Raw genomic sequence first — 23418 nt, forward strand, 5'->3', positions numbered from 1 at the left:
CCTCTTATCATTTACAAAAAATGGATTAAATTCAACCGCTTATTGATGGGTGAAACTTAGTCACGGAAGTTATTAAATTGGAACGGTTGACCAAGTTCCGCCCCTTTTACTAACTGAATCGCCGCTTGTAAATCATCACGAGATTTCCCGGTGACACGTACTTGTTCGCCCTGAATTTGGGTCTGAACCTTAATTTTTGAATCTTTGATCAATTTGGTGATCTTTTTCGCCATTTCGGTTTCAATACCCTGTTTAAGTTTAATCTCTTTCGAGTAAAGTTTACCGTGGTGTTCCGCCTCACTTGGAATATCAAGCGAGTTGTGTTCGATACCACGTTTTACACAAGAACCGATTAAAATCTCAATTAATTGTTCTAATTGGAAATCAGATTCAGTCGTCAATTTTACGCTTTCGTTTTTTTCGTTAAGCTCAATAACGGCTTCCACGCCACGGAAATCATAGCGTGTGCTTAACACACGGTTAGCATTTTCTACCGCATTACGTACTTCGTGCATGGTAATTTCAGAAACAATATCAAAAGATGGCATTTTTTATTCCTCATTCTTAAAACGATGCTAACACACTCGGTATTAATATCGTTGGATTATAGATAAAGATTTTTAGCATTAAGTAACACACACAATGCGCTTAAGTCACCGAAGTTTATCACAAATTTCGCCTGTTCTTGAACTTTTGGTTTGGCGTGTAGGGCAACACCTAATGATGCGGTTTTGATCATTGGTAAATCATTCGCCCCGTCCCCAATCGCTACCCATTGAGTTTGTGGAATATGAAATTGTTCACCCAACTTGGTTAAAGTTTCCGCTTTATATTGTGCATCTACCACTTTTCCTAATACGACACCGGTTAACTCGCCGTCAATAATTTCTAGTTGATTAGAAACTGCATAATCCAACTGATATTTCTCTTTTAAATAATCAGCAAAATAGTCAAAACCGCCGGAAGCAATCGCTAATTTCCAGCCGTGTGCTTTTAATTCGCTGACCATTTGCTCAAAGCCATCCATAAGCGGTAGCTTTTCTCGTACAGTTTGCAAAATGCTTTCCGGTGCATGTTCCAGCGTACCAACCCGTTTACGTAAACTTTGCTCAAAATCCAGTTCGCCTCGCATCGCACTAGCCGTAATTGCTGAAACGATTTCACCGGAACCGGCTAACTTAGCAATTTCATCAATACACTCGATTTTGATTACAGTAGAGTCCATATCCATCACCAATAGACCGGCTTCTTTAAGATTCGGTACAATGGATAAATCCGCCACATCTGCGGCTATTTGGCTTGCCGCTACACGTAAATCGCAAGCGGTCAAATTTGTTTCAAAAAAGGCAAGGTTATAGCCTAAATAAACCGCTTGTTTTATGTATGTTGCATCGTTTTGTAGCGCAAATTGTTGAATTTGTTGCTCATTTAGTTGCTTAGCAAAGATAAAAATAGTGTTTGGCATACTGTTCTCTTTTTAATAGACATTTTGGAATTGAGCATAGATAATGCGTGCTTGAATTATCTATTATCAACTATTTATTAGCAATTAATCTATGTATTTAACCCGTGAAAAACTTATAAAAATTGGTTTGCTTGTTTCCACTTGTATAGTGTGCTTACTTGTGATTAGCGTGATTTTAAGCGGTATCAATCAATTTAAATTAGGTTCTCAATTAGCAAGCGTTAATCAGGTATCTAATTTGTCGCATTTATTAGTGCGTCAACAAGCGAATTTATTTTCTCTAATGTTAGTGAAAAATGCCAAAAATGATGAGTTGGTTGATGCGTTAGATACTTTTGCTAAAGAAGAATTTGTGATTGATGCGAATTTATATTCTCCGAGCGGCACTTTAATTGCTCAAAGCCATAACGCACAAGATTTAAAAACCTTATTAAGCACTCGCACACGAACCGATACGCCGCAATCGACCCAACAAATTGTTGAACCGATTTTTGCTCAACAGGATTTAGTCGGTTTTTTGCGAGTGACCTTTGATGCAAAATACGGACAGACGACCAAAAATAAAGTGGAACAACTTTTTCATCAGTTATATGGCGAGCTGATTATTTTGGTTTTAGTGGGGGCGTTATTGGCGAGTAGCTTACACTATTTTTTACGCCGTAAAGCGGTTATCGTTCATTCACCAATTAAATTTCCGAGTTTGTCGAGTAAGACGCAAACCCAGCGTTTTCATTCGCGTCGTCGTACGTTTAGACGTAAGTAATCGCTTGGAAATGATTGTAATTTAGACGGATGAGAGTATAATAAGCCCCGTTTTTTTATTTATATCCAAACCCTAATTTAAAGAGGAATCAATGGCTAAAGAAGATTGCATTGAGATGCAAGGTACGATTTTAGAAACCTTACCAAATACAATGTTTCGTGTGGAATTAGAAAACGGTCACGTTGTTACCGCACATATTTCAGGTAAAATGCGTAAAAACTATATCCGTATTTTAACCGGTGATAAAGTAACGGTAGAAATGACGCCATACGATTTAAGCAAAGCACGTATTATTTTCCGTGCGCGTTAATTTAAAAGCTTAAAACAAAAAACGGAAGTTGAGAAATCAGCTTCCGTTTTTTGTTTTTATCCATTTGTTCCAAATATCTGTGTTCTCAGCGTATTCCGTAGTTAATTAATCATAAAGACTATTTTTCTATAATACTTTCCGCACAAGCAAAAGCGGACGACCACGCCCATTGGAAATTATAGCCACCGAGCCAGCCGGTCACATCCAACACTTCACCGATAAAATAAAGCCCTTCGGTATGTTTTGCTTGCATTGTTTTTGACGAAATAAAATCGGTATCTACGCCACCCATTGTGACCTCGGCGGTACGATAACCTTCTGTGCCATTAGGTAAAAATTGCCAATGGTGAATCAGTTGATCTAACTGAGTTAATTCCGCTTTGCTTAACTGAGCAATCACATTATCTTTGAAATCACCTTGCTCCAACCAAAGTTCGACTAATTTTTTCGGTAAATAGCGAATTAATGTGGTTTTTAGCTGTAATTTCGGCGAAGATTGACGCAATTCATTCAAAATTGTTGAAATGTCATCAGCAGGTAACAAATCAATTTCGACTGTTTCGCCCAAGTCCCAATAATTAGAAATTTGCAAAATTGCCGGGCCGGATAAACCTCGATGAGTAAACAACATTTGATTACTAAAACTTTGCTGCCCACAAGTGGCGCGAATCGGTAACGCAATGCCGGAAAGTGTCGCAAAATGTTTGTCCGAGTCTTTCCAAGTAAAAGGCACAAGGCTTGCTCGTGGCGGAATCACCGGAATATTGAATTGTTCGGCAATTTTATAACCGAAAGGACTTGCGCCTAACGCCGGCATAGATAAGCCGCCGGTAGCAATAACTAAATGCTCGGTTTCAAAGGTTTCACTAGCGGTCTGAATTTGGAAATTTTTTGCAAATTTTTCGACAGAAATGACCGCTTGTCGTAAAAAGATTTCCACTTTACCTTTGTCACATTCCGCTTGCAGTAAATCGACAATTTGCTGCGAGCTTTCGTCACAGAATAATTGTCCTAACTCTTTTTCGTGGTAGCTAATACCGTATTGTGCCACTAAAGCGATAAAGTCCCAGTTGGTATAACGAGCCAGCGCCGATTTTACAAAGTGTTTATTTTGGCTGAGGTAATGATTTGCTGTAACCTCTAAATTAGTAAAGTTACAAAAACCACCGCCAGACATTAAAATTTTACGCCCGATTTTTTTGCCAGAGTCTAAAACAGCGACTCGTTTGCCGGCTTGCCCGAGTTGTGCGGCGCAAAATAAACCGGATGCACCAGCACCGATAATAACGACATCAAAATGTTGCATTAGAAATTTAAGACCTTATCTGCTTCGATTGTCCAGTCTGCCAGCTCAATTAACGTACCGATTTCCACTCCGTCGGCAAGCGGTAACTCTGTCATACCTCGTGCATTAATACAGGTTTTACAAAGTTTAATTATTGCGCCTTGTGCGGTGAGAATTTCTAACATTTGTTGGAGGTTATAGCCTTCCGATGGATTTTGTTTTCTTAAACCTGCGGTAACTGAGTCAGACATTAAGAACAATTTAAGTTGTGCTTTATGCTGTTCTTGAATTTGCAATGCTAAACGTAAACCACTAAAGAAAGATTCGTTGCCGTATGGGGCAGAATTAAAGATAAAGAGGAGTTTTTGCATAGTATTTTCCTTAAAAATATGGAATACACAAAACAAGCGGTTTAATTTTGCATATTTTTAGCCACGTTGCCGTTTGTGTATTCCGTGGTTAAGCGTTATTAACCCACCCAAACGAATTTTGCGATAAATAGTAATGATACCACCGCAACAGATGGATTGATTTCTTTCCAACGACCGGTACAAGCTTTCATCACGCAATATGAAATAAAGCCGAATGCAATACCTTCAGTAATAGAATAAGTAAATGGCATCATTGCTGTCGTGATAAATGCCGGAGTTGCTTCAGTTAAATCATCCCATTTCACTTCAATTAAACTTGAAGCCATTAAAATCCCTACGAAGACTAATGCCCCGGCGGTTGCATAAGCCGGAACGACACCAGCAAGCGGTGAGAAGAAAATGGTTAATAAGAATAAGATACCTACAGTAACAGCGGTTAAACCGGTACGACCACCAACCGACACGCCTGAACCGCTCTCGATATAAGTACTAATTGCTGACGTTCCCATAAATGAACCGACCATAGCAGCGGTACTGTCCACAAATAACGCTTGTTTCATACGAGGAAAACGACCTTGTTGATCGGCGAAACCGGCTTTGGTTGTTACCGCAATTAATGTGCCTGATGAGTCGAATAAGTTGACTAACATAAAGGAGAAAATAATACCAAGTAAACCGATATCTAACGCACCGGCAATATCCACCTGACCAATAACTGCATCTAAACTTGGTGGCATAGACATAACGCCATTAAAACTTACCGCCGGATCAAAAATTAAAGCTAATGCTGTGATTACCGCAATAGAAATTAATACACCGGAATGGAAGCCTTTAGCCGCTAAAACAACAATGATAAAGAAACCTAATACGCCCATTAACACTTTCGGATCGTGCAGATCGCCCAATGCCACTAATGTTGCCGGATTTGCGACCACTAAGCCCATATTTTTAAAGCCGATTAGGGCGATAAATAACCCGATACCAGCACCGATACCAACACGTAAACCGAGCGGAATGGCGGACATAAACCAATAACGAATTTGTAAAACGGTTAATAAGAATAAACCGACAGAGCCTAAGAAAATTGCACCCATACCCACTTGCCATGAGTAACCTAATTTTTGTACTACCACAAAGGCGAAAAACGCATTTAAGCCCATTGCCGGTGCGAGTGCGATAGGAAGATTACTGAATAAGCCCATCGCAATCGTACCGAATGCAGCGATTAAACAGGTGGTAACGAAAACCACTTGGGTATCCATACCGGCAACGCCGAGAATAGATGGGTTAACGAAAACGATATAAACCATGGTGAAGAAGGTAGTAATCCCCGCCACGATTTCTGTTTTGGCATTAGAGCCTTTTGCGGATAATTGGAACAAACGTTCTAACATAAAAACCTCAAATAAAAAGAAAGAAACCATGGAACAGAAAGCGATACAAGGCGTTAACACAACCTTTTATCGTTTTGTTCCATGGCGGATAAAATTAGTATTCCAACACTAAGTTGAGTAGTTGAACCGCTAAAAATGCTAAGCTAAATTTCTGTTCGTCAGCGACAGACCAGAATTGCACTTCATTTTCCGATTTTGCTAATAATTGGCTAATTTGAAGTTGGTTTTCTTCTTCATTTTCACCGTTTTTAACCGGAGTCATCACGTTTTCTTCGTGGAAATTTAGCCAGTTTTGTTGTTGCCATTCTGCACTAATGCTCTCAACGTCTAATTGATATTCTGAATATAACGTTACCATTTGAGAAATACCGTAGAAGACCGGTGTTTGCACCGAATGGAACGTGGTAGAAGCGGTTAAATTCGGTAAAACTTTTGCAAGTTGTAATTCAAAGACGCGAGAGAACGGTAAGTTTTTCTCTTCGCCTTGCACGTTTGCTGGAACGGTATCAAATGCGATACGTTCCGCATTTTCATCAAACGGAATACCGTTTAACAACCGAGCGGTTTGACCGGCAAGTTCTTTCACTTTTTCATCGCCGAAATATGCTGCCGGTAATAAAGATGTGACAAAAATATGGCTTAACGGCTGAGCTAAAAATGGCTTGAGGGTTAAGGCTAATTGTGAAATTTGTGGGTTAGCGAGTGCAACAATATTGCGTTCACGTAAGTTTTCAATCGCTTCGTCATTGATACTTGGCACGATCACCGGCACATTCGCAATTAATGCCGTGATGCCGTAAAGATCGAGTACGATACAACCGGCTTGTACCGCTTGTGCTAAAATTTCAGCTTGTGCCATTTTACCGGCAAAGAAAACGTGACTGAAATCCGCCCAATTTACTTCATCAAGTGCAATTTGCTCGATTGCTTTACTGCCCATATAAAGTGATTGTTCTTCACCAAAAGGTTCGATTTCGATAGCGGAAATATTGTCTAAACGCAAATCACTATCAACTAATGCTTCAAGTAATTTCGATGACAAGGTAAAATCAGCGGCAATCGCTAAACGGATATCTGATGTAATTGAATTAGACATAGATGAGTTGCTCCTTTTTATACGCTTAATTTAGCGTAACGCACACACAAAAGGACTAATTGTACATATTTTTAAGAGGAAAAACTAATGACCCTGGCAATAAATTTATTAAAAAAACAAAAAATTGCACATACGCTTCATCCTTATGAACATGATCCGAATAACACTAATTTTGGGCAAGAAGCGGTGGAAAAATTAGGTATTGATGCAAACCAAACATTTAAGACGTTATTGGTCGCAGAAAACGGCGATCAGAAAAAATTAGCGGTGATGGTTGTGCCGGTTTCGCATACGTTGAATTTAAAGCGAGCGGCAAGTGCGCTAGGCGTGAAAAAAGTGGAAATGGCAGATAAAGATATTGCCCAGAAAACGACCGGCTATTTGCTAGGCGGAATTAGCCCGCTAGGTCAGAAAAAGCGTTTGACCACCGTGATTGACAGCTCCGCACAACAATTTGCAACGATGTTTGTATCAGGCGGTAAACGAGGCTTAGATGTAGAACTTGCACCGCAAGATTTGGCAAATTTGTTAAATTCAACTTTTGCCGATATTAAAGAGTAACAAGCGGTTGATTTTGGACGGAATTTTGTAAAGCAAATACAAATCTATGCTTTCTGAAAAGTTCCGCAAATCCAATGTAAATTTAGGGTGTGCAATTTCCAAGACTAAATTAGTATGGTATAGTTCACACCTCATTAGTTAGTAGCTTCTCATTCTCAATTAGAAAACGTTATTGGAATGATAGCTAAGTATCTCGTGTGGAACAAATGGCAAAACAGGATGCAGATTGTATAACGTTAGATCTGTTCGCAACCGTGCCAAAAGTTGGGCGACCACGTACTAATCCGTTAAGTCGGGAACAACAAGTCAGAATCAATAAACGCAATCAGCTCAAACGAGATCGCTCGTCCGGGCTTAAACGTGTGGAATTAAAACTACATTCGGACTTAGTGCAGACTTTGGAAGAGGAGGCGTTCCAACGAGGAGTGACACGCGGACAGTTAATCGAAATGATTTTAAATGATTATATCGGCAACAATTTTGCCGACTTAGAGAAATAGGTAAATTCAAATGGCAGTGGTAGGTTTATTCTACGGTAGCGATACTGGTAACACAGAAAATATTTCAAAAATGATCCAAAAGGAAATTGGTGCGAATTTAGTGGATATTCGTGATATTGCGAAAAGCACTAAAGAAGATATTGAATCATACGATTTCTTATTATTAGGTATTCCGACTTGGTATTACGGCGAATCTCAAGCAGACTGGGATGATTTTATGCCAACGTTAAAAGAGATTGATTTTAGCGGCAAAGTCGTTGCTATCTTTGGCTGTGGTGACCAAGAAGATTATTCGGAATATTTCTGCGATGCAATGGGAACGATCCGTGACATCGTAGAACCGAACGGCGGTGTGATTGTCGGTCACTGGTCAACTGAAGGTTATAATTTTGAAGTTTCTCAAGCGTTAGTCGATGAAAATACGTTTGTCGGTTTATGTATTGATGAAGATCGCCAACCGGAATTAACCGCAGAACGTGTAAGCCGTTGGTGTAAACAACTTACTGAAGAGATGTGCTTAGATCAATTAGCATAGAATGAATACAAGAGATAAAGGATAGCAAGTTATGTCTGAAGAAAATGTAAAACTTCTAAAAAGTGTCGGTTTAAAAGTGACCGAGCCTCGTTTAACGATCCTTGCTTTAATGCAACAACATCGTGAACAAATGCAGCACTTTTCTGCTGAGGATATTTACAAAATCTTATTAGAACAAGGTTCTGATATCGGTTTAGCGACAGTCTATCGTGTATTAAATCAATTTGAAGAAGCTGGTATTTTGCTTCGCCATAACTTTGATGCAAATAAAGCAACGTTTGAATTAAATGTAGATAGCGAACACGACCATATTATTTGTATGGATTGTGGTAAAGTCTTTGAGTTTAAAGATCCGGATATTGAACGTCGTCAGCGTGAAATTAGCGAACAACACGGAATGAAATTATCTACACACAGCTTATACCTTTATGCAAAATGTAGTGATATTTCACATTGCGATTCTTCAAAAGATAAAAAATAGTTGATTCTTTTGATAAACAATATAAGTGGCATATACCGAAGATTTTTTAAATCTTCGGTTTTGTGCTATCTAAAGGATATGAAATTAAGCGGCTTTTTTGCAAAATTTCAAGGAAAAATTACCGCTATCTGAAAGAGAGCTTAGTTTAATGACAGATAAAATTTCACAACCTGTAGAGGCAAAAGTCCGACAGCCTCGTAAAATTTCACCTTTTTGGCTATTGCCAATCGTTGCTTTTATTATTGGCGGATTGTTGTTTTTCCAGATTCTTAAAGAACAGGGAGAACATATTACTATTCGTTTTAATGAAGGGGATGGTATTACTGCCGGTAAAACAGTGATCCGTTATCAAGGTTTACAAATCGGTCAGGTAAAAAAAGTATATTTCGTTGATGATTTAAAAAAAGTAGAAGTACAAGCTGAGATTAATCCCGAGGCAAAATCAGTCTTGCGTGAACAAACAAAATTTTGGTTGGTTAAACCAAGTGCTTCCATTGCCGGTGTTTCAGGGCTGGATGCGTTGGTTTCTGGTAACTATATTACGTTATTGCCGGGAGAAGGGAACAGTAGCAATGAATTTATCGCAGAGGAAGAACCGCCGGCAGTCACGGTGGCGGATGGTGATTTATTGGTGCGTTTAGTTTCAGATGATTTAGGATCTATTACAGTGGGGGCAAGTGTCTATTTCCGTAAAGTACCGGTAGGTAGTATTGCGGATTACCGTTTTACTGCCGATCAAAAGAAAGTGGAAATTGATGTTGTTATTGATAAAAAATATGCCAATTTAGTCAAGCAAGATAGTCATTTTTGGAATATTAGTGGTATTAATGCCAATATTGGTTTATCCGGCGTATCGGTTAATGTGGATAGCATTGCTTCGGTCGTGCAAGGTGCAGTCGCGTTCGATTCTCCGGACAATTCTCAGCTTGCGGATCAAGGGCAAAAATTCACATTATATGAAAGTTTAAAATCGGCACAACGAGGCAAAGAAATTAATGTCGTTGTTCCGATTATGCCGAACTTAAAAGTAAATGAAACCCTGGTTTTTTATCAAAATATACAAATTGGAGTGCTTTCCAGCTTAGCCTTATCTATGCCTTCTGATGAAAAAGAAGCTAAATTAGAGGATAAACCGTTAGAGAAAGGAATGGTTCGTGGTACGTTGCTGATTGATCCGAATCATGTTCATTTATTTAAAAGCGAGACGAAGATTTTACTGAAAGAACCTAAATTTGCATTAAATAAGGAACAGATCAGCAAAGTTGGTGAGTTATTACGTGGTATTTATTTTGATATTGATGCCGGTAAAGGCGAGCCAAAACTGGATTTTGAAGTACAAAAAGAAGCGGATTATTTGCTTTCTCGTCCGAATTTATTAGCACTAACTTTTACCGCTCCTCAATCATATAGTGTTGATCAAGGACAGGGAATTTACTATAACGACGTACAAATCGGTGAATTGCTGAAACGTACTTTAACTTTGGAAGGCGTGACTTTCCAAGGGATTATTTATCCGCCATATCGCCATTTGGTTGCCGGTAATAGTAAATTTGTGGCGATTTCAAATTTAGACGTATCGGTAGGTTTAGATGGAATGCGAGTACAAGCCGGATCTCCTAGCGATTGGTTAAAAGGTGGCATTCGTTTGCTAGAAACTAAGCCACAAGGCGATGTGAAAAAACAATATCCGCTTTATAAGGATATTGAAAGTGCTGAGACAGGTATTATTGATGATCATAAAAAGACCACTTTAACCTTATCAGCGAATGATTTGTCCGGTATTGATAAAGGTTCTGTGGTGCTTTATCGAAATTTCCAAATCGGTGAAGTGCTGAAAGTGCATCCGCAAAAAAGTAAGTTTGATGTCAATTTATTTATTGAACCGGCATATCGTCATTTACTGAGTGATAAAAGCCGTTTTTGGATTGAGCCGGCTGTTTCTGCCGAGCTTTCTATGCAAGGCTTGAATGTACAAGCCGCACCACTTATGCGTACTTTGAAAGGGGCAATCAGTTTTGATAATGGCGGTACTAAAGGTGACAAAACCTTATATGCCAGCCAAGCCAAAGCGACTTCAGGTAATACTCGTATTACCTTAATTGCGAAAGATGCTTCCAAACTGTCGAAAGGGATGGACATCAAATATATGGGCTTAACCATTGGTCAGATTGAATCGCTTGAACTGCAAAATGCAAATAAACAGATAAAAGCGACCGCTTACATTGATAGCCAGTATTATGCTTTAGTGGCGAAGGAAGGCAGTCGATTTAGTGCGATCTCACCGGAAATTACCACCAGTGGTGTGAAAAATATTGATGCAGCGTTACAAAATTATATTAATGTGGATGTAGGTAATGGCAATCGCAAAACGCAATTTAATTTAAGCGATACTGATACCAACAAAACTATTTATGCAAATGGCTTCCCAGTGATTGTCGAAACCAGTGATGCTCGTGGCATTGAGGTAGAGGCACCCGTGCTTTACCGAGGGATGCAAGTGGGGATCGTGAAACGCCTAAACTTAAGTGAATTAGGTGACAGAGTGATGATTCACTTGAGTATTGAAAGTAAGTATCAACATTTAGTGCGTAACAATACTGAATTTTGGGCAGCTTCCGGTTATACCATGGATGTCAGTCTACAAGGGGTGAGTATGAACTCCGGAACGATGTCGCAGTTATTAAAAGGCGGTATTGAGTTCTCTACTCCATCAGGTAGGGTAGTACAGCCGCAAGCGAAGCCGAATCGCCATTTCTTATTACAACGTAAGATTCCGCAAGAAGCCCCTGAATGGGATCAAGGAATCGCAGAATAATTTCAGAATATGGGGTAATGACCATTACCCCGTTAAATTTTAAATTGGAGTAAAAAATGCCTTTATTAGATAGTTTTAAAGTTGATCACACTCGTATGAATGCACCGGCGGTGCGTGTTGCAAAAACGATGACAACGCCGAAGGGTGATACGATTACCGTGTTCGATTTACGTTTTTGTCGTCCGAATATTGATATTTTACCGGTACGTGGCATTCACACGATGGAACACTTATTTGCCGGCTTTATGCGTGATCATTTAAATAGCGAAAATGTGGAAATTATTGATATTTCGCCGATGGGTTGCCGTACCGGTTTCTATATGTCGTTAATTGGTACGCCAAGCGAAGCGGAAGTTGTTTCGGCATGGACCAAATCAATGGAAGATGCGTTACATAAAGTGCCGGATGTGTCAAAAATCCCAGAATTAAATGAATATCAATGTGGTTCTTACAAAGAACACTCGCTTGAAGAAGCACACCAAATCGCCCGTGAGGTGTTAGCTAAAGGTATTGGCGTGAACCGCAACGAAGATTTAGCACTTGATGATAAATTATTAAATCCATAGTCCTTTAAAAAGACGTAATCCTTATTACGTCTTTTTCTTCTTAAAAAATATGCTCATTTTACGGACGCTTATGGCGTCTTTTAGTTTTTTCAGGAAAGCAATATGTTAAACAAAATTTTCAGTTGGTTTGAGGCTAGAGTAGAAACTTACCCCGAAGCACCACCGAAAACACCTAAATCGGGAATAATTCCGTTTATTTTTGAAGCGACTAAAGGTATGCGAGGCTATTTAGTTATGCTGACCGTGTTAGTCGCTGCGGTTGGTGTCATCGAAGCGGTACTCTTTCAGTTTATGGGTGAATTAGTTGACTGGGTAGCTCAATACTCTCCGTCACAACTTTGGGCAGAAAAAAGCGGTAAGATTATCGCCATGTTTTTCATTGCCTTATTAGGGATTTTATTCGTATTTCTTGCCAGCAGTATTCGCTTTCAGTCGTTACAAGGTGTATTCCCCATGCGTTTACGTTGGAATTTCCACCGTTTGATGCTCGGTCAGAGCATGGGCTTTTATCAAGACGAATTTGCCGGACGAGTTTCAGCAAAAGTGATGCAAACCGCTTTAGCTGTTCGTGATGTGATTATGACCTGTGCCGATATGTTGGTTTACGTTGTGGTTTACCTAACCACTTCTAGTGTGATTTTATTGCAGTTTGACGGCTGGTTATTTGTGCCGTTTATACTATGGGTGATTGCCTTAGCGGTGACGATCCGCATTTTCGTTCCAAAACTAGCGGAAGCAGCACAAGAACAGTCAGATGCGCGTAGTTTAATGACTGGCCGTATCACTGATGCTTATTCAAATATCGCTACGGTAAAATTATTCTCTCATGGCAACCGTGAGTCGGCTTATGCGAAAGAATCAATGCAAGAATTTATGGTCACCGTACATAAACAAATGCGTCTGGTTACAGTCATCGAAACCCTTACCAATGCGATGAGTATTGGCTTAATTGTTGCAACCGCCGGTATCGGTTTATGGCTATGGGGTACTGAATTGGTTACTGCCGGTGCGATTGCGACTTCAACTGCATTAGCGTTACGTATCAAAGGCTTATCGCAATGGATTATGTGGGAATTTGCTCGTTTATTTGAAAATTTAGGCACGGTGCAAGACGGTATGCAAACCTTATCAAAACCGCATACGGTAGTGGACAAAGCGGATGCAAAACCACTTGAAGTTAGCAAAGGCGAAATTAAATTTGAGCATGTTAATTTTGCCTATGATCCGAAAAAACCGTTACTTAAAGATTTTGAATTGAGTATTAAAGCCGCTGAAAAAGTCGGTTTAGTTGGACGTAGTGGTGCAGGTAAGTCTACGCTCACGAATTTATTGCTACGTTTTTACGATATTCAAGACGGATCGATTACGATTGATGGGCAAAATGTACGTGATATTACCCAAGAGAGCCTTCGCTCACAAATCGGTTTAGTCACGCAAGACACTTCGTTATTACACCGCTCAGTGCGTGAAAACTTACTTTACGGTCGCCCAAATGCAACCGAAGAAGAAATGCTGAAAGTGGTAGAAAAGGCGGCGGCAGCGGAATTTATTCCGAATCTACAAGATGCGAAAGGCAGAACCGGTTTTGATGCACATGTAGGTGAACGAGGCGTAAAACTGTCCGGTGGTCAGCGTCAACGTATTGCGATTGCTCGGGTAATGTTAAAAGATGCACCAATTCTATTATTGGACGAAGCAACCAGTGCATTGGATTCGGAAGTGGAAGCTGCAATCCAAGAAAACCTAACTGAGTTAATGGACGGCAAAACGGTAGTAGCAATTGCTCACCGTCTTTCAACTATTATGGCGATGGATAGACTAATTGTGTTGGATAAAGGTGAAATTGTTGAGCAAGGTAGCCACGAGGAATTACTGGCACAAAACGGGGTTTACGCCAAACTTTGGGCACATCAAAGCGGTGGCTTTTTAGCTGAAGATATTCATTAATAGCAAGCGGTTGGATTTGTAGAAAATTTTGTAAATCTGACCGCTTCAATCTTATTCAATAGGAGAAAAAATGGCGATTGTTTCTGTTCCGGTTGAAAAATCATACCGTTTACTCAATATCGGGCCAACTACTTTGGTTTCAGCAAAAGCGTATAATATTGAAAATGTCATGGCAGTAGCTTGGTCTTGTGCTTTGGATTATGGTCCGCTTTCTAAAGTTACGACTGTGTTAGATAAGCAGGCGTTTACACGTGGATTAGTGGAGAAAAGCGGCTTATTTGCGATTCAAATTCCGGTGGCAAGCCAAGCGGAATTAGTGCTAAAACTTGGTTCAACTTCACGCCATACAGATCCGCATAAGTTAGATAACGTGGAGATTTTTTATCAAGACGGTTTTGATATTCCGTTAGTAAAAGGGTGTGCCGGTTGGATTTTATGTGAATTGATCCGTAATCAAGAGAATCAGCAAGAGCACGATCTCTTTATCGGTAAAGTATTAGCTGCCTATGCCGATGATCGTGTGTTTAAAGATAATCATTGGATTTTTGATCAAGCGGAAAATGGCTTACGCATGTTACATTATGTTGCCGGCGGACAGTTCTATCTGATTGGTGAAAGTTTAGAAGCGAAGTAAGAGTGAATTTGACGAGTAATTTAAATTTTATCAGTAGGAGAGATAATGAGTGATAAATTAGCTATGCCTTTAACTAGCGAAGAATTTGAGCAACTGGATGAGTTGTTATTTGCATATGCTAATAAAGGCAATGAAGATGCAATTTTATTAAATGTGTCAGAATTAGATGGATTTTTAACCGCAATTTTATCCTCAATAAATGTGCCTGCAATGAGTGATTGGCTACCGATTTTGTTTAATAATGATGTGCCGGATTTGGAAGATAAGCGTTCTAAACAATTTATTGAGTTAGTTTCTCGTCACTATAATTCATTAGCACAAACATTGCTGAATGATCAAAAGGAATATCATCCGATCTTTTGGGAAGAGCGGATTGGTCGCCGTAAATTGGTCGTGGTCTCGCCGTGGTGTGGTGGTTATGTTGTCGGTACAATGGTGGCAAATTGGCAGAATCTTCCAGTAGATATTCAATCGCATTTTGATTCGATTGAACAGCACGCCAAATCAAGCTATATGGAACAAATGCCTCCATTGGAAGAACAACGTAAAATTGAAAAAGCGATTCGTCATGCGGCATTAGCGATTTTTGAACAGGTTAATCAATCTGCTCCGCTATTAGAGAAGCCTCAACCTTATGTGAATCAAGATAAGGTAGGCGTAAATGAGCCTTGTCCATGTGGAAGCGGTAAAAAATATAAAAAATGTTGTATGAATAAATAATTACGCAGCCGTATCTTGTTATGTAAGATACGGCTTTTTTTATAAAAATCTAATCGCTTTTTGATCATAGCTAAGAGATACAGAATAATTGCTATAACCTGAGAGTTTAGATCCCATACAATATTGATTCGCTATCGTTACAGTGAGGAGAAGAGATGAAAAAAGCATTTATTTTTGATATGGACGGAGTATTGATTGACTCCGAGCCTTTATGGCAACAAACGGAACTGGATCTTTTACACGGCTACGGTATTCCGATTACCGAACAGGAATTGGCTCGTACGCGCGGTATGCCGTCCGTACCGGTATTACGTTATGCAAGTGAGTTATATCAAAAACCGTTAGATATTGAAAAAGTGGCTCGAGAGCTGTTAGATGCGGCAATTAGTAATATTTTAAAGGCGAAACCTCTCATCAGCGGTGTCACGGAAACCTTAGAATTACTTGCACAGAATGATCTTAAAATTGCCATTGCTTCTGCCTCGCCTCGTTATATGTTGGAAAATATTGTGCAAAGTTGTGGTATTGCAGATTATTTTAGCTATATCGCCTCCGGTGCGGAACTGCCATATAGTAAACCGCATCCGGCGGTTTATCTACAAGCAGCAGAAGGTTTAGGCATTAAGCCTTTTGAATGTGTTGGTATTGAAGATTCTAAACCTGGTATGATCTCAGTGAAAGCGGCTTCAATGAGCTGTATTGTGATTCCTAATACATTAGATTTCTCTGAAAATTACTGGGCATTGGCTGATTTTAAATTAGCAAAAATGAATGAAATCAATCAGCAATTTTTGGCACAGCTTTAATTTATTTTATGGTCGTAAGCGGTCGTAAATCTTGCAAAATTTACGACCGCTTGTGTATTTATCAGATTAAAAATAGAGAAATTAAACAGGAATTATAATGACTAAAACGGTTTTTCCTATTCCGGTAAATTACTTAGGAATGGTTCTTGGTCTTGCTGGGATAGGTTTAGCATGGCGTTATGCGGCAACTATTTTAGCGATTTCGCACCTTATTGGAGAATCAATTTTAGCAATCGCAGCCTTAATTTGGGCAAGTTTGATTAGCGTTTATTGCTATAAATGGTTGAAATATCCCGAGTTAGCAAGAATGGAATTGGATCATCCGATTATGGGCTGTTTTGTCAGTTTAACGATGATTACATCATTACTTATCGCAATTGCAATTCAACCATATAGTCCATTAAGTAGCGATATTTTATTAGCTGCCGGAATTATTGGTCAGATAGGTTTTGCGATGTTACGTATCGGTAAATTATGGCAAGGTAATCATCCGACTGAAGCCACAACGCCAGTGCTTTATTTACCGCTGGTGGCAGCTAATTTTGTCAGTGCAAATGCGTTAGGAATGGCAGGACAAAGTGAGTTGGGTATGATTTTTCTCGGTGCAGGCGTATTTTCTTGGCTTTGCTTAGAACCAACGGTACAACAACGTTTACGTAATTTAGAATCGGTTCCACCGGCAGTTCGACCGGTGTTGGGTATTCAATTTGCACCGGCTTTTGTCTGCTGCTCAGCATACTTTAGTTTGAACGGTGGCAAAATAGACAGCTTTGTTTATTTGCTTATTGGATATGGGCTTTTGCAGTTCTTACTATTAGCCAAATTACTACCGTGGATTATGCAAAACGGTTTATCTATGGGGCTTTGGTCTTTCTCGTTCGGTGCCGCCTCAATGGCAGGTGCTGGGCTCCATTTCTACCACGAACTGTCTGATAAACTGATAGCAATGCTTGGCATTGCAATGTTTATTATTGGTTCAGTAATTATTTTGGCGTTAGCTTTAATGACCCTACGCCTTATTGCAACAAACCGATTTTTACTCAGATATAATCAGAGATAGGCATGTTACAAGGGGTTAGATTAGCCTTTCTATAGTTTGCTTATCTGTCTGTGTAAGCGGTTGAATTGGCAAATTTGACCGCTATTCTTTTCATTAAAATAATGCTCCTTGCTCCCCTACTACTTTATCGATTTCAGTCTTTACCTCAAAATTTAGTTCGCTTAAATAGCTTTTTAAGGTAGCAATATTATAGAACGAATGGCTATTGGTTGTATTCTGAAAGTAAAGATAGAGCTGTTTGAATGAATTTCGCTGCTGAGAAAGTAGGTTTGCCAGTTGTTGTAATTCCTGATCGGAATAGCGGTAATCATGTCGTTGTTGAGCGGTTTCTGCTTTCCACCAATTCGGGTTACGTCCATGTAAACGCAAATAGGCAATTTTTTGATTACTATAAAAATGGAACGGCGGTAGACCGATATTTATCGGGTAATCAACATTACACCAAATTAAATTTGGTTGTTTGGCAAAGGCTTGTTTTACTGTTGTGATATGCCAACTACTGTGTCGAAATTCAATGGCAAGCGGAAAACCGTTAAACCATTTGGTCAGTTGTGCCAAATATAAGCGATTGGCGGTGGTACGTTCAAAGGTATGCGGAAATTGCACGAATAGATTTGCCAAGCAATTTTGTTCGATTAACGGCTGTAATGCATTAAGAAATAAATTTGCTTGTGATTCGGTGGCAATACGTTGATGGCTAAAATCTTGATGCAATTTTACTGAGAATTTTAACCGCTTTTCCGCTTTCTCAACCATACCTTGCAATGCTTTTTCGCCGATAGGCGCATGAAAAGTACTATTAATCTCAACTGTGTCATAATAGCGACTATAGATATTTAGAAAGTCAGTTTTTGGTGTGCCGTGTGGATAAAGTGTGCCGAGAAGATCGGTATCACTATATCCGCCCGTACCGAGATAAATTTTCGGCATTAACATTTCCCTAAAGCTAAAATTTGTTGTCCGTTTTCATCGAAATTATTCGGTTCTAACCATTTTTCCAATCTTTGTTTATTTGCTTGCCATTCACAATCAAGTAACGAAAACCAAGCGGTATCACGACTGCGTTGTTTATAGACGACTAATTGGCGGAATGTACCTTCGTGATGAAAGCCCAAACGTTCGGCACAGCGATAAGACGGTTGATTGAGCGAATCACATTTCCATTCATAACGGCGATATTGAAGCGTTTCAAACACATATTGCATGACTAAAAATTGTGCTTCCGTTGCAATTCGGCTACGTTGTAGCTGCTCTGAATATATCACCCAACCCATTTCAATTACTCGATTTTGTCTATCAATACGCATTAAAGCGAAAGTGCCGAGTAATTTGTCTGTTTGTTTATCGAAAATGGCTAAATAATAAGGATCCTGCGATTGAACTATATCAGAGAGGTATGAGTATAACGTTTGTTTATTTGAGAAGGGTTCAATCGGAAGATAAGTCCAGTATTGTAGAGGGCTTTCGCTACCATAAAGTTGCCAGAGGTCTTCAAGATATTGAGGATTTTTCAGTATTTCCGTATCCAATTTTTTGACAACAGCATATTGTCCGCTTAATTGTTTAATTTGTGGAGATTGCCCCTCAGTAAAGTGATCCATCGCTTCGCCAATCGGTTGTTTAAATGTGTTATATCTCATTGGTTACCTCTCTTAAAAGTTAAGTAGGATGATTCTAAAACTAAATCATTCGCTTTACAAAAAGTTTTAGGAATTTAACCGCTATTTAAAGGGAGCAAAAGTCAATAAATTTAATCTAAAATGCTAAAAATTTGCATAAAACTAATATTTTATGCTAAGGTTTATTGGTTTTAATCAATGTGAACAATCCTTGTTCGTCAATTAAAGGTATCTGTGCCTTTTCTTTCGGTTTCGTTCGGACCTTCTTTTAATCTATTATTGGACATTATTTTATTTTTATATCTACAAAGGAGTATTTATGAACTTCACGGCATTTTTACGTGATAAATCATCATTTAATCCGTTTGTAACGAGTATCACTTTATGTATTGTTATTTTACTTGTTGCGTGTACTTTACTTTTGCCTAGTCAGACACAATCTGCACTAGATTTCTTGAAAGCATCTATTTTTCAACATTTCAGCTGGTTTTATATTTTAGTTGGTTCGCTCTTTCTGTTTTTTTTGATTTTTGTATCCATCAGTAGCTACGGTAATATCAAATTAGGTGCAAATGAAGAAGAACCGGAATTTCACTTTATGTCTTGGATGGCAATGCTGTTTGCTGCCGGTATGGGGGTCGGCTTAATGTTCTTTGGTGTTGCCGAACCACTTTCTCATTATGTGTCAGAAATTAGTTCCGGCACGACTGAACAGCAAACACAACAAGCCTTATTACATACGGTGTTTCACTGGGGAATGCACGCTTGGGCAATTTATGGTGTCATTGCTTTGGCTCTCGCTTATTTCGGTTTTCGTTATAAGTTACCGTTAGCGTTACGTTCTTGTTTTTATCCGCTCTTAAAAGATCGCATTAACGGACGTTTAGGTGATGTGATCGATATTATGGCATTGGTTGCTACGCTCTTTGGTATCATTACTACACTTGGCTTTGGTGCGGCACAGCTCGGATCAGGATTAGTCGCATTAGGTTGGTTAAGTGAAAGCGGTTTTGGTTTACAAATCGGCGTAATTATCACCGTTATGGCTCTTGCTATTCTGTCAGCAATTTCAGGTGTAGGAAAAGGCGTAAAAATTTTAAGTGAAACCAATTTGGGGTTAGCCGGATTTTTATTGCTATTCGTGTTAATTAGCGGTCCGACATTGTATTTATTATCAGCTTTTAGTGAGAATATCGGTACTTATTTTAGCCAGTTAGTTCAACTGAGCTTTAAGACTTATGCTTATGAGAGTAAGCAAACAGGATGGTTTAATGCTTGGACGATCCTTTATTGGGCTTGGTGGTGTTCATGGGCGCCATTTGTCGGATTGTTTATTGCTCGAATTTCTCGTGGTAGAACAATTCGTGAATTTGTATTCGGAGTATTAGCTATTCCGAGTTTATTCGGGATTTTATGGTTTACCGTGTTTGGTAATAGTGCGATTTGGTTGGATAACAATGCGGCACAAGGGATCTTATCTCGTTTAATTTCTACACCGGAAATCTTGTTGTTTAAATTCCTTGAGTATTTACCGTTCTCAAGTTTAACCAGTTTTATTGCATTAGTTAGTATTGCTTTGTTTTTTATTACCTCCGCAGACTCGGGAATTTATGTGCTGAATAATATCGCTTCTCGTGATAAGAGTTTAGCTTCCCCTCGTTGGCAAGCCATTATGTGGGGCATATTAATGGCGGTGGTTGCTATTACTTTACTAGGCTCCGGCGGCTTAGCAACCTTACAAACAATGACATTAATTACCGCATTACCTTTTGCTATATTAATGGTAATCGTATGTGTAAGTTTAATGAAAGCCTTAGCGGTAGATAAAAAATATTTCGAGGCGAAATTTAATCCGACCACAGTTTTATGGTCAGGCGAAAATTGGAAAACTCGTCTAAATCAGATGTTAAATCAAACCGAAGATAAAGACATTTTAAAATTCTTAAAACATACTGCATTACCGGCAATGCGAGAATTACGTCGAGAGTTAATTTCGGAGTATGAGCTGAATGTGGACGTGATTACTAAATTCGATGAAGATGAGCCGGCAGTTGAGTTTGTGATTCATACTGAGTCGTTACAAGATTTTATGTATGGTATTCGTTCGGTCAGCCATCAAGTTTCCGAGCAGTTAATCAATGATGAACATTTACCGCATATCCAAAATGAAACGACTTACGAACCATTAAGTTATTTCTTTGATGGTCGTAACGGCTATGATGTGCAATATATGACGCATAATGAAATCATTGCTGATATTCTAAAACACTACGAACGTTATCTCAGTTTGTTACGAGATGTCGGACAAGAATTGATGTCGCATGAACCGACAGAATTAGCTGAGTAGAGCAAGTCCGTAAGCGGTTAAATTTTCTATTTTTTAGCAAATTTAGAAATCACTTATCGTTATAATGCTTATAAGAAAAGATGATTATATTTTATATCTTAAAATAGGCTAAAATAGAAAAATAGGCTTTTTAAGATAATAGGAAAGTAATAATGGAATTTATCAAAACTCGTGCGGCGGTCGCTTGGGCGCCGAATGAACCGTTAAAAATTGAAGAATTGGATTTAATGCCACCACAAAAAGGCGAAGTGTTAGTCCGTTTAGTGGCAACCGGTGTGTGTCATACCGATGCTTATACCCTTTCCGGTCAAGATAGCGAAGGGGTGTTCCCGTGTGTACTTGGCCACGAAGGCGCAGGTATTGTAGAAGCAGTCGGCGAAGGTGTTACCGATTTTAAAGTGGGGGATCACGTTATTCCACTTTACACCGCAGAATGTCGTAAATGTAAATTCTGTTTATCAGGCAAAACCAACCTTTGTTCCGCAGTGCGTGAAACCCAAGGTAAAGGCTTAATGCCGGACGGTACGGTGCGTTTCTTTAAAGACGGTCAGCCGATTTTCCACTATATGGGGACTTCAACTTTCTCCGAATATACCGTGGTTTCCGAATACTCATTAGCAAAAATTCAAGAAAACGCACCGCTTGATGAAGTGTGTTTACTTGGTTGCGGTGTCACCACCGGTATCGGTGCGGTAACGCGTACTGCAAAAGTGAAAAAAGGCGATACGGTCGCGATTTTCGGCTTAGGCGGTATCGGCTTAGCGGCAATTATCGGGGCAAGAATGGCGGGCGCAGGTCGTATTATTGCGATCGACATTAATCCGGCTAAATTTGAGAAAGCTAAAGAGCTTGGTGCAACGGATTGTATCAACCCGAAAGATTACGATAAGCCAATCCAAAATGTGATTATCGAGATGACTGACGGCGGTGTGGATTTCTCATTTGAATGTGTGGGTAATGTGGATTTAATGCGTTCGGCATTAGAATGTTGCCACAAAGGTTGGGGTGAAAGTATCATCATCGGTGTCGCACCGGCAGGTGCGGAAATCCGTACTCGTCCGTTCCAATTAGTCACAGGGCGTGTATGGCGTGGTTCGGCATTCGGTGGAGTGAAAGGACGTACCGAATTACCGGGCATTATTGACCAAGTTATGAAAGGCGAATTTAAATTGCGTGATTTCATTACTCACACTATGCCATTGGAAGATATCAACAAAGCCTTCGATTTAATGCACGAAGGTAAATCAATCCGCACGGTGATTCATTTTTAATTTCATTAAATAAGGGGCGTAAGCCCCTTTTGTTTCTCCTATCGAATTTCTTCTTTTAAAATCTTCCTACCATTTTTTAACAGGCTTGTGAATGTTCATAAAATAGACTATTATTTTTTGTAGCAACTTAACTACAAAAGGAGAAATAATATGAAAATTATAACCAGTCGTGAATTTAATCAAAACCTTGGCAAAGCTCAAAAGGCGGCACTTACCGCCCCTGTAATTATTACCAACCGAGGCGAACCGGCGTTTGTGTTGATGAACTATACTGAATATGAACGCCAAACGGCTCCTGTATTCAGAAGTGCATTAGAAGCCTTAACACCAAGCGATCCAAATGTGGCGGATATAGAACTTGAATTGCAACCTCGCAGTCGTGGACAACGCCGTCCAGTAGAGTTCTAGGAGGAACTAATGTATTTACTGGATACAAATTTAATTAGTGAAACCCGTAAGATCGAAAAAGGAAAGGCTAATCAAGGTGTGGTTGCGTGGCTTGCGACGATTCCAGCATTTCAAATTTATACTAATGCAGTTGTCTTAATGGAACTTGAGCGAGGCATCTTAGCGATGGAACGTAAAGATCCCATACAAGGAACAACACTAAGAAATTGGTTTGAAAATGATATTAAAACCACCTTTAGAGGCAAAGTCTTGACCATTGATGAAGACACCGCTCGCATTTGTGCCAAATTGCATATTCCCGATCATGCTCCTGAAAATGATGCGTGGATTGCAGCGACTGCGATTCAACACAATCTGATTTTAGTCACTCGCAATGTGGCGGATTTTGCAAAAAACGGTGTGCGAGTGTTTAATCCATTTAGCAACTAACCTCAACGAGCGGTCAGATTTCACTGATAATTTAC

General features: G+C 39.4%; 25 protein-coding genes. 17 read left to right on the top strand and 8 right to left on the bottom strand.

The features are described from left to right. Positions 1-56 precede the first annotated feature (56 nt). Both NYR60_RS00580 and serB read right to left on the bottom strand, forming a co-directional pair. Positions 57-548, bottom strand: coding sequence for a YajQ family cyclic di-GMP-binding protein (locus tag NYR60_RS00580; RefSeq protein WP_279467122.1), 492 nt, complete (start codon positions 546-548; stop codon positions 57-59). Between the two features lie 56 nt (positions 549-604). After that, complete coding sequence (gene serB, locus NYR60_RS00585; protein WP_279467123.1) at positions 605-1465, bottom strand: phosphoserine phosphatase SerB; 861 nt, start codon at positions 1463-1465, stop codon at positions 605-607. A gap of 91 nt (positions 1466-1556) precedes the next feature. Between serB and NYR60_RS00590 the strand changes: the two genes are divergently transcribed. After that, the gene (locus tag NYR60_RS00590) at positions 1557-2228 is read left to right on the top strand and encodes a YtjB family periplasmic protein (protein ID WP_279467124.1); all 672 of its coding nucleotides are present in this window, start codon (positions 1557-1559) and stop codon (positions 2226-2228) included. Positions 2229-2319: 91 nt separating this feature from the next. After that, on the top strand, positions 2320-2538 hold the full coding sequence (infA, locus tag NYR60_RS00595) for a translation initiation factor IF-1 (RefSeq protein WP_005598198.1): 219 nt from the start codon (positions 2320-2322) through the stop codon (positions 2536-2538). Between the two features lie 118 nt (positions 2539-2656). Here the strand turns inward: infA and NYR60_RS00600 are convergent, their stop codons facing one another. From NYR60_RS00600 to NYR60_RS00615, 4 genes are all read right to left on the bottom strand, one after another. Continuing rightward, entirely contained in the window at positions 2657-3844 is a 1188-nt protein-coding gene (locus tag NYR60_RS00600; RefSeq protein WP_279467126.1) for an NAD(P)/FAD-dependent oxidoreductase, read from the bottom strand. Further along, a complete protein-coding gene (locus NYR60_RS00605) occupies positions 3844-4194 on the bottom strand; it encodes a DsrE/DsrF/TusD sulfur relay family protein (protein WP_279467129.1) in 351 nt (116 codons plus the stop codon). Before NYR60_RS00605 ends, NYR60_RS00600 begins: the two co-directional genes overlap by 1 nt. A gap of 98 nt (positions 4195-4292) precedes the next feature. Then, on the bottom strand, positions 4293-5588 hold the full coding sequence (locus tag NYR60_RS00610; RefSeq protein WP_279467131.1) for an NCS2 family permease: 1296 nt from the start codon (positions 5586-5588) through the stop codon (positions 4293-4295). Positions 5589-5682: 94 nt separating this feature from the next. Then, positions 5683-6684 (bottom strand): oxidoreductase, encoded by a 1002-nt coding sequence (locus tag NYR60_RS00615; protein WP_279467133.1) that lies wholly within the window; start codon positions 6682-6684, stop codon positions 5683-5685. A gap of 87 nt (positions 6685-6771) precedes the next feature. Between NYR60_RS00615 and ybaK the strand changes: the two genes are divergently transcribed. From ybaK to tehA, 11 genes are all read left to right on the top strand, one after another. Further along, positions 6772-7245 (top strand): Cys-tRNA(Pro)/Cys-tRNA(Cys) deacylase YbaK, encoded by a 474-nt coding sequence (ybaK, locus tag NYR60_RS00620; RefSeq protein WP_279467134.1) that lies wholly within the window; start codon positions 6772-6774, stop codon positions 7243-7245. Between the two features lie 206 nt (positions 7246-7451). Further along, complete coding sequence (gene ybfE / locus NYR60_RS00625) at positions 7452-7745, top strand: LexA regulated protein (protein WP_279467135.1); 294 nt, start codon at positions 7452-7454, stop codon at positions 7743-7745. A gap of 10 nt (positions 7746-7755) precedes the next feature. After that, on the top strand, positions 7756-8280 hold the full coding sequence (gene fldA, locus NYR60_RS00630; RefSeq protein WP_279467136.1) for a flavodoxin FldA: 525 nt from the start codon (positions 7756-7758) through the stop codon (positions 8278-8280). Between the two features lie 31 nt (positions 8281-8311). Next, complete coding sequence (gene fur, locus NYR60_RS00635; RefSeq protein WP_279467137.1) at positions 8312-8761, top strand: ferric iron uptake transcriptional regulator; 450 nt, start codon at positions 8312-8314, stop codon at positions 8759-8761. Between the two features lie 148 nt (positions 8762-8909). Further along, entirely contained in the window at positions 8910-11576 is a 2667-nt protein-coding gene (locus NYR60_RS00640) for a PqiB family protein (protein ID WP_279467138.1), read from the top strand. Between the two features lie 56 nt (positions 11577-11632). Beyond that, the gene (gene luxS, locus NYR60_RS00645; RefSeq protein ID WP_279467139.1) at positions 11633-12142 is read left to right on the top strand and encodes an S-ribosylhomocysteine lyase; all 510 of its coding nucleotides are present in this window, start codon (positions 11633-11635) and stop codon (positions 12140-12142) included. Positions 12143-12244: 102 nt separating this feature from the next. Next, positions 12245-14089 carry an ABC transporter ATP-binding protein gene (locus NYR60_RS00650; protein ID WP_279467141.1) on the top strand — a complete coding sequence of 615 codons (1845 nt, stop codon included), beginning with the start codon at positions 12245-12247 and terminating at the stop codon, positions 14087-14089. Positions 14090-14159: 70 nt separating this feature from the next. Further along, on the top strand, positions 14160-14723 hold the full coding sequence (locus NYR60_RS00655; protein ID WP_279467143.1) for a flavin reductase family protein: 564 nt from the start codon (positions 14160-14162) through the stop codon (positions 14721-14723). Positions 14724-14768: 45 nt separating this feature from the next. Then, positions 14769-15443 carry a UPF0149 family protein gene (locus tag NYR60_RS00660; RefSeq protein ID WP_279467145.1) on the top strand — a complete coding sequence of 225 codons (675 nt, stop codon included), beginning with the start codon at positions 14769-14771 and terminating at the stop codon, positions 15441-15443. Between the two features lie 155 nt (positions 15444-15598). Next, entirely contained in the window at positions 15599-16249 is a 651-nt protein-coding gene (gene hxpB / locus NYR60_RS00665; RefSeq protein ID WP_279467146.1) for a hexitol phosphatase HxpB, read from the top strand. Positions 16250-16346: 97 nt separating this feature from the next. After that, the gene (gene tehA, locus NYR60_RS00670) at positions 16347-17309 is read left to right on the top strand and encodes a dicarboxylate transporter/tellurite-resistance protein TehA (protein WP_279467148.1); all 963 of its coding nucleotides are present in this window, start codon (positions 16347-16349) and stop codon (positions 17307-17309) included. A gap of 93 nt (positions 17310-17402) precedes the next feature. Here tehA and NYR60_RS00675 read toward each other — a convergent pair whose 3' ends face one another. Continuing rightward, a complete protein-coding gene (locus NYR60_RS00675) occupies positions 17403-18245 on the bottom strand; it encodes a DUF72 domain-containing protein (protein WP_279467149.1) in 843 nt (280 codons plus the stop codon). Beyond that, positions 18239-18949 carry a GNAT family N-acetyltransferase gene (locus tag NYR60_RS00680; RefSeq protein ID WP_279467150.1) on the bottom strand — a complete coding sequence of 237 codons (711 nt, stop codon included), beginning with the start codon at positions 18947-18949 and terminating at the stop codon, positions 18239-18241. The genes NYR60_RS00675 and NYR60_RS00680 overlap by 7 nt, the downstream gene beginning before the upstream one ends. 298 nt (positions 18950-19247) lie before the next feature. Here NYR60_RS00680 and NYR60_RS00685 point away from each other — a divergent pair, with 298 nt between their 5' ends. The 4 genes from NYR60_RS00685 (at position 19248) to NYR60_RS00700 (ending at position 23383) form a co-directional block, all read left to right on the top strand. Beyond that, positions 19248-21275, top strand: a complete 2028-nt coding sequence (locus tag NYR60_RS00685) for a BCCT family transporter (RefSeq protein WP_279467151.1) — start codon at positions 19248-19250, stop codon at positions 21273-21275. A 152-nt stretch (positions 21276-21427) separates the two neighbouring features. Beyond that, positions 21428-22546 carry an S-(hydroxymethyl)glutathione dehydrogenase/class III alcohol dehydrogenase gene (locus NYR60_RS00690; protein ID WP_279467152.1) on the top strand — a complete coding sequence of 373 codons (1119 nt, stop codon included), beginning with the start codon at positions 21428-21430 and terminating at the stop codon, positions 22544-22546. A gap of 150 nt (positions 22547-22696) precedes the next feature. Further along, positions 22697-22954: a type II toxin-antitoxin system Phd/YefM family antitoxin gene (locus NYR60_RS00695; RefSeq protein WP_005598164.1), complete on the top strand. Its 258-nt coding sequence runs from the start codon at positions 22697-22699 to the stop codon at positions 22952-22954. 9 nt (positions 22955-22963) lie between these two features. Continuing rightward, complete coding sequence (locus tag NYR60_RS00700) at positions 22964-23383, top strand: type II toxin-antitoxin system VapC family toxin (RefSeq protein WP_279467153.1); 420 nt, start codon at positions 22964-22966, stop codon at positions 23381-23383. Positions 23384-23418: the final 35 nt, after the last annotated feature.

It is taken from the genome of Actinobacillus genomosp. 2, from assembly GCF_029773605.1.
Lineage (GTDB): Bacteria > Pseudomonadota > Gammaproteobacteria > Enterobacterales > Pasteurellaceae > Actinobacillus.

Coding starts and splice junctions, on each gene's coding strand:
- NYR60_RS00700 (WP_279467153.1), top strand. CDS start 22,964: ATGTATTTACTGGATACAAATTTAATTAGTGAAACCCGTAAGATCGAA.
- serB (WP_279467123.1), bottom strand. CDS start 1,465: ATGCCAAACACTATTTTTATCTTTGCTAAGCAACTAAATGAGCAACAA.
- NYR60_RS00680 (WP_279467150.1), bottom strand. CDS start 18,949: ATGAGATATAACACATTTAAACAACCGATTGGCGAAGCGATGGATCAC.
- ybfE (WP_279467135.1), top strand. CDS start 7,452: ATGGCAAAACAGGATGCAGATTGTATAACGTTAGATCTGTTCGCAACC.
- NYR60_RS00580 (WP_279467122.1), bottom strand. CDS start 548: ATGCCATCTTTTGATATTGTTTCTGAAATTACCATGCACGAAGTACGT.
- NYR60_RS00640 (WP_279467138.1), top strand. CDS start 8,910: ATGACAGATAAAATTTCACAACCTGTAGAGGCAAAAGTCCGACAGCCT.
- ybaK (WP_279467134.1), top strand. CDS start 6,772: ATGACCCTGGCAATAAATTTATTAAAAAAACAAAAAATTGCACATACG.
- NYR60_RS00690 (WP_279467152.1), top strand. CDS start 21,428: ATGGAATTTATCAAAACTCGTGCGGCGGTCGCTTGGGCGCCGAATGAA.
- NYR60_RS00605 (WP_279467129.1), bottom strand. CDS start 4,194: ATGCAAAAACTCCTCTTTATCTTTAATTCTGCCCCATACGGCAACGAA.
- NYR60_RS00590 (WP_279467124.1), top strand. CDS start 1,557: ATGTATTTAACCCGTGAAAAACTTATAAAAATTGGTTTGCTTGTTTCC.
- NYR60_RS00650 (WP_279467141.1), top strand. CDS start 12,245: ATGTTAAACAAAATTTTCAGTTGGTTTGAGGCTAGAGTAGAAACTTAC.
- NYR60_RS00655 (WP_279467143.1), top strand. CDS start 14,160: ATGGCGATTGTTTCTGTTCCGGTTGAAAAATCATACCGTTTACTCAAT.
- NYR60_RS00615 (WP_279467133.1), bottom strand. CDS start 6,684: ATGTCTAATTCAATTACATCAGATATCCGTTTAGCGATTGCCGCTGAT.
- NYR60_RS00610 (WP_279467131.1), bottom strand. CDS start 5,588: ATGTTAGAACGTTTGTTCCAATTATCCGCAAAAGGCTCTAATGCCAAA.
- NYR60_RS00660 (WP_279467145.1), top strand. CDS start 14,769: ATGAGTGATAAATTAGCTATGCCTTTAACTAGCGAAGAATTTGAGCAA.
- tehA (WP_279467148.1), top strand. CDS start 16,347: ATGACTAAAACGGTTTTTCCTATTCCGGTAAATTACTTAGGAATGGTT.
- NYR60_RS00685 (WP_279467151.1), top strand. CDS start 19,248: ATGAACTTCACGGCATTTTTACGTGATAAATCATCATTTAATCCGTTT.
- fldA (WP_279467136.1), top strand. CDS start 7,756: ATGGCAGTGGTAGGTTTATTCTACGGTAGCGATACTGGTAACACAGAA.
- infA (WP_005598198.1), top strand. CDS start 2,320: ATGGCTAAAGAAGATTGCATTGAGATGCAAGGTACGATTTTAGAAACC.
- NYR60_RS00695 (WP_005598164.1), top strand. CDS start 22,697: ATGAAAATTATAACCAGTCGTGAATTTAATCAAAACCTTGGCAAAGCT.
- luxS (WP_279467139.1), top strand. CDS start 11,633: ATGCCTTTATTAGATAGTTTTAAAGTTGATCACACTCGTATGAATGCA.
- NYR60_RS00600 (WP_279467126.1), bottom strand. CDS start 3,844: ATGCAACATTTTGATGTCGTTATTATCGGTGCTGGTGCATCCGGTTTA.
- NYR60_RS00675 (WP_279467149.1), bottom strand. CDS start 18,245: ATGTTAATGCCGAAAATTTATCTCGGTACGGGCGGATATAGTGATACC.
- hxpB (WP_279467146.1), top strand. CDS start 15,599: ATGAAAAAAGCATTTATTTTTGATATGGACGGAGTATTGATTGACTCC.
- fur (WP_279467137.1), top strand. CDS start 8,312: ATGTCTGAAGAAAATGTAAAACTTCTAAAAAGTGTCGGTTTAAAAGTG.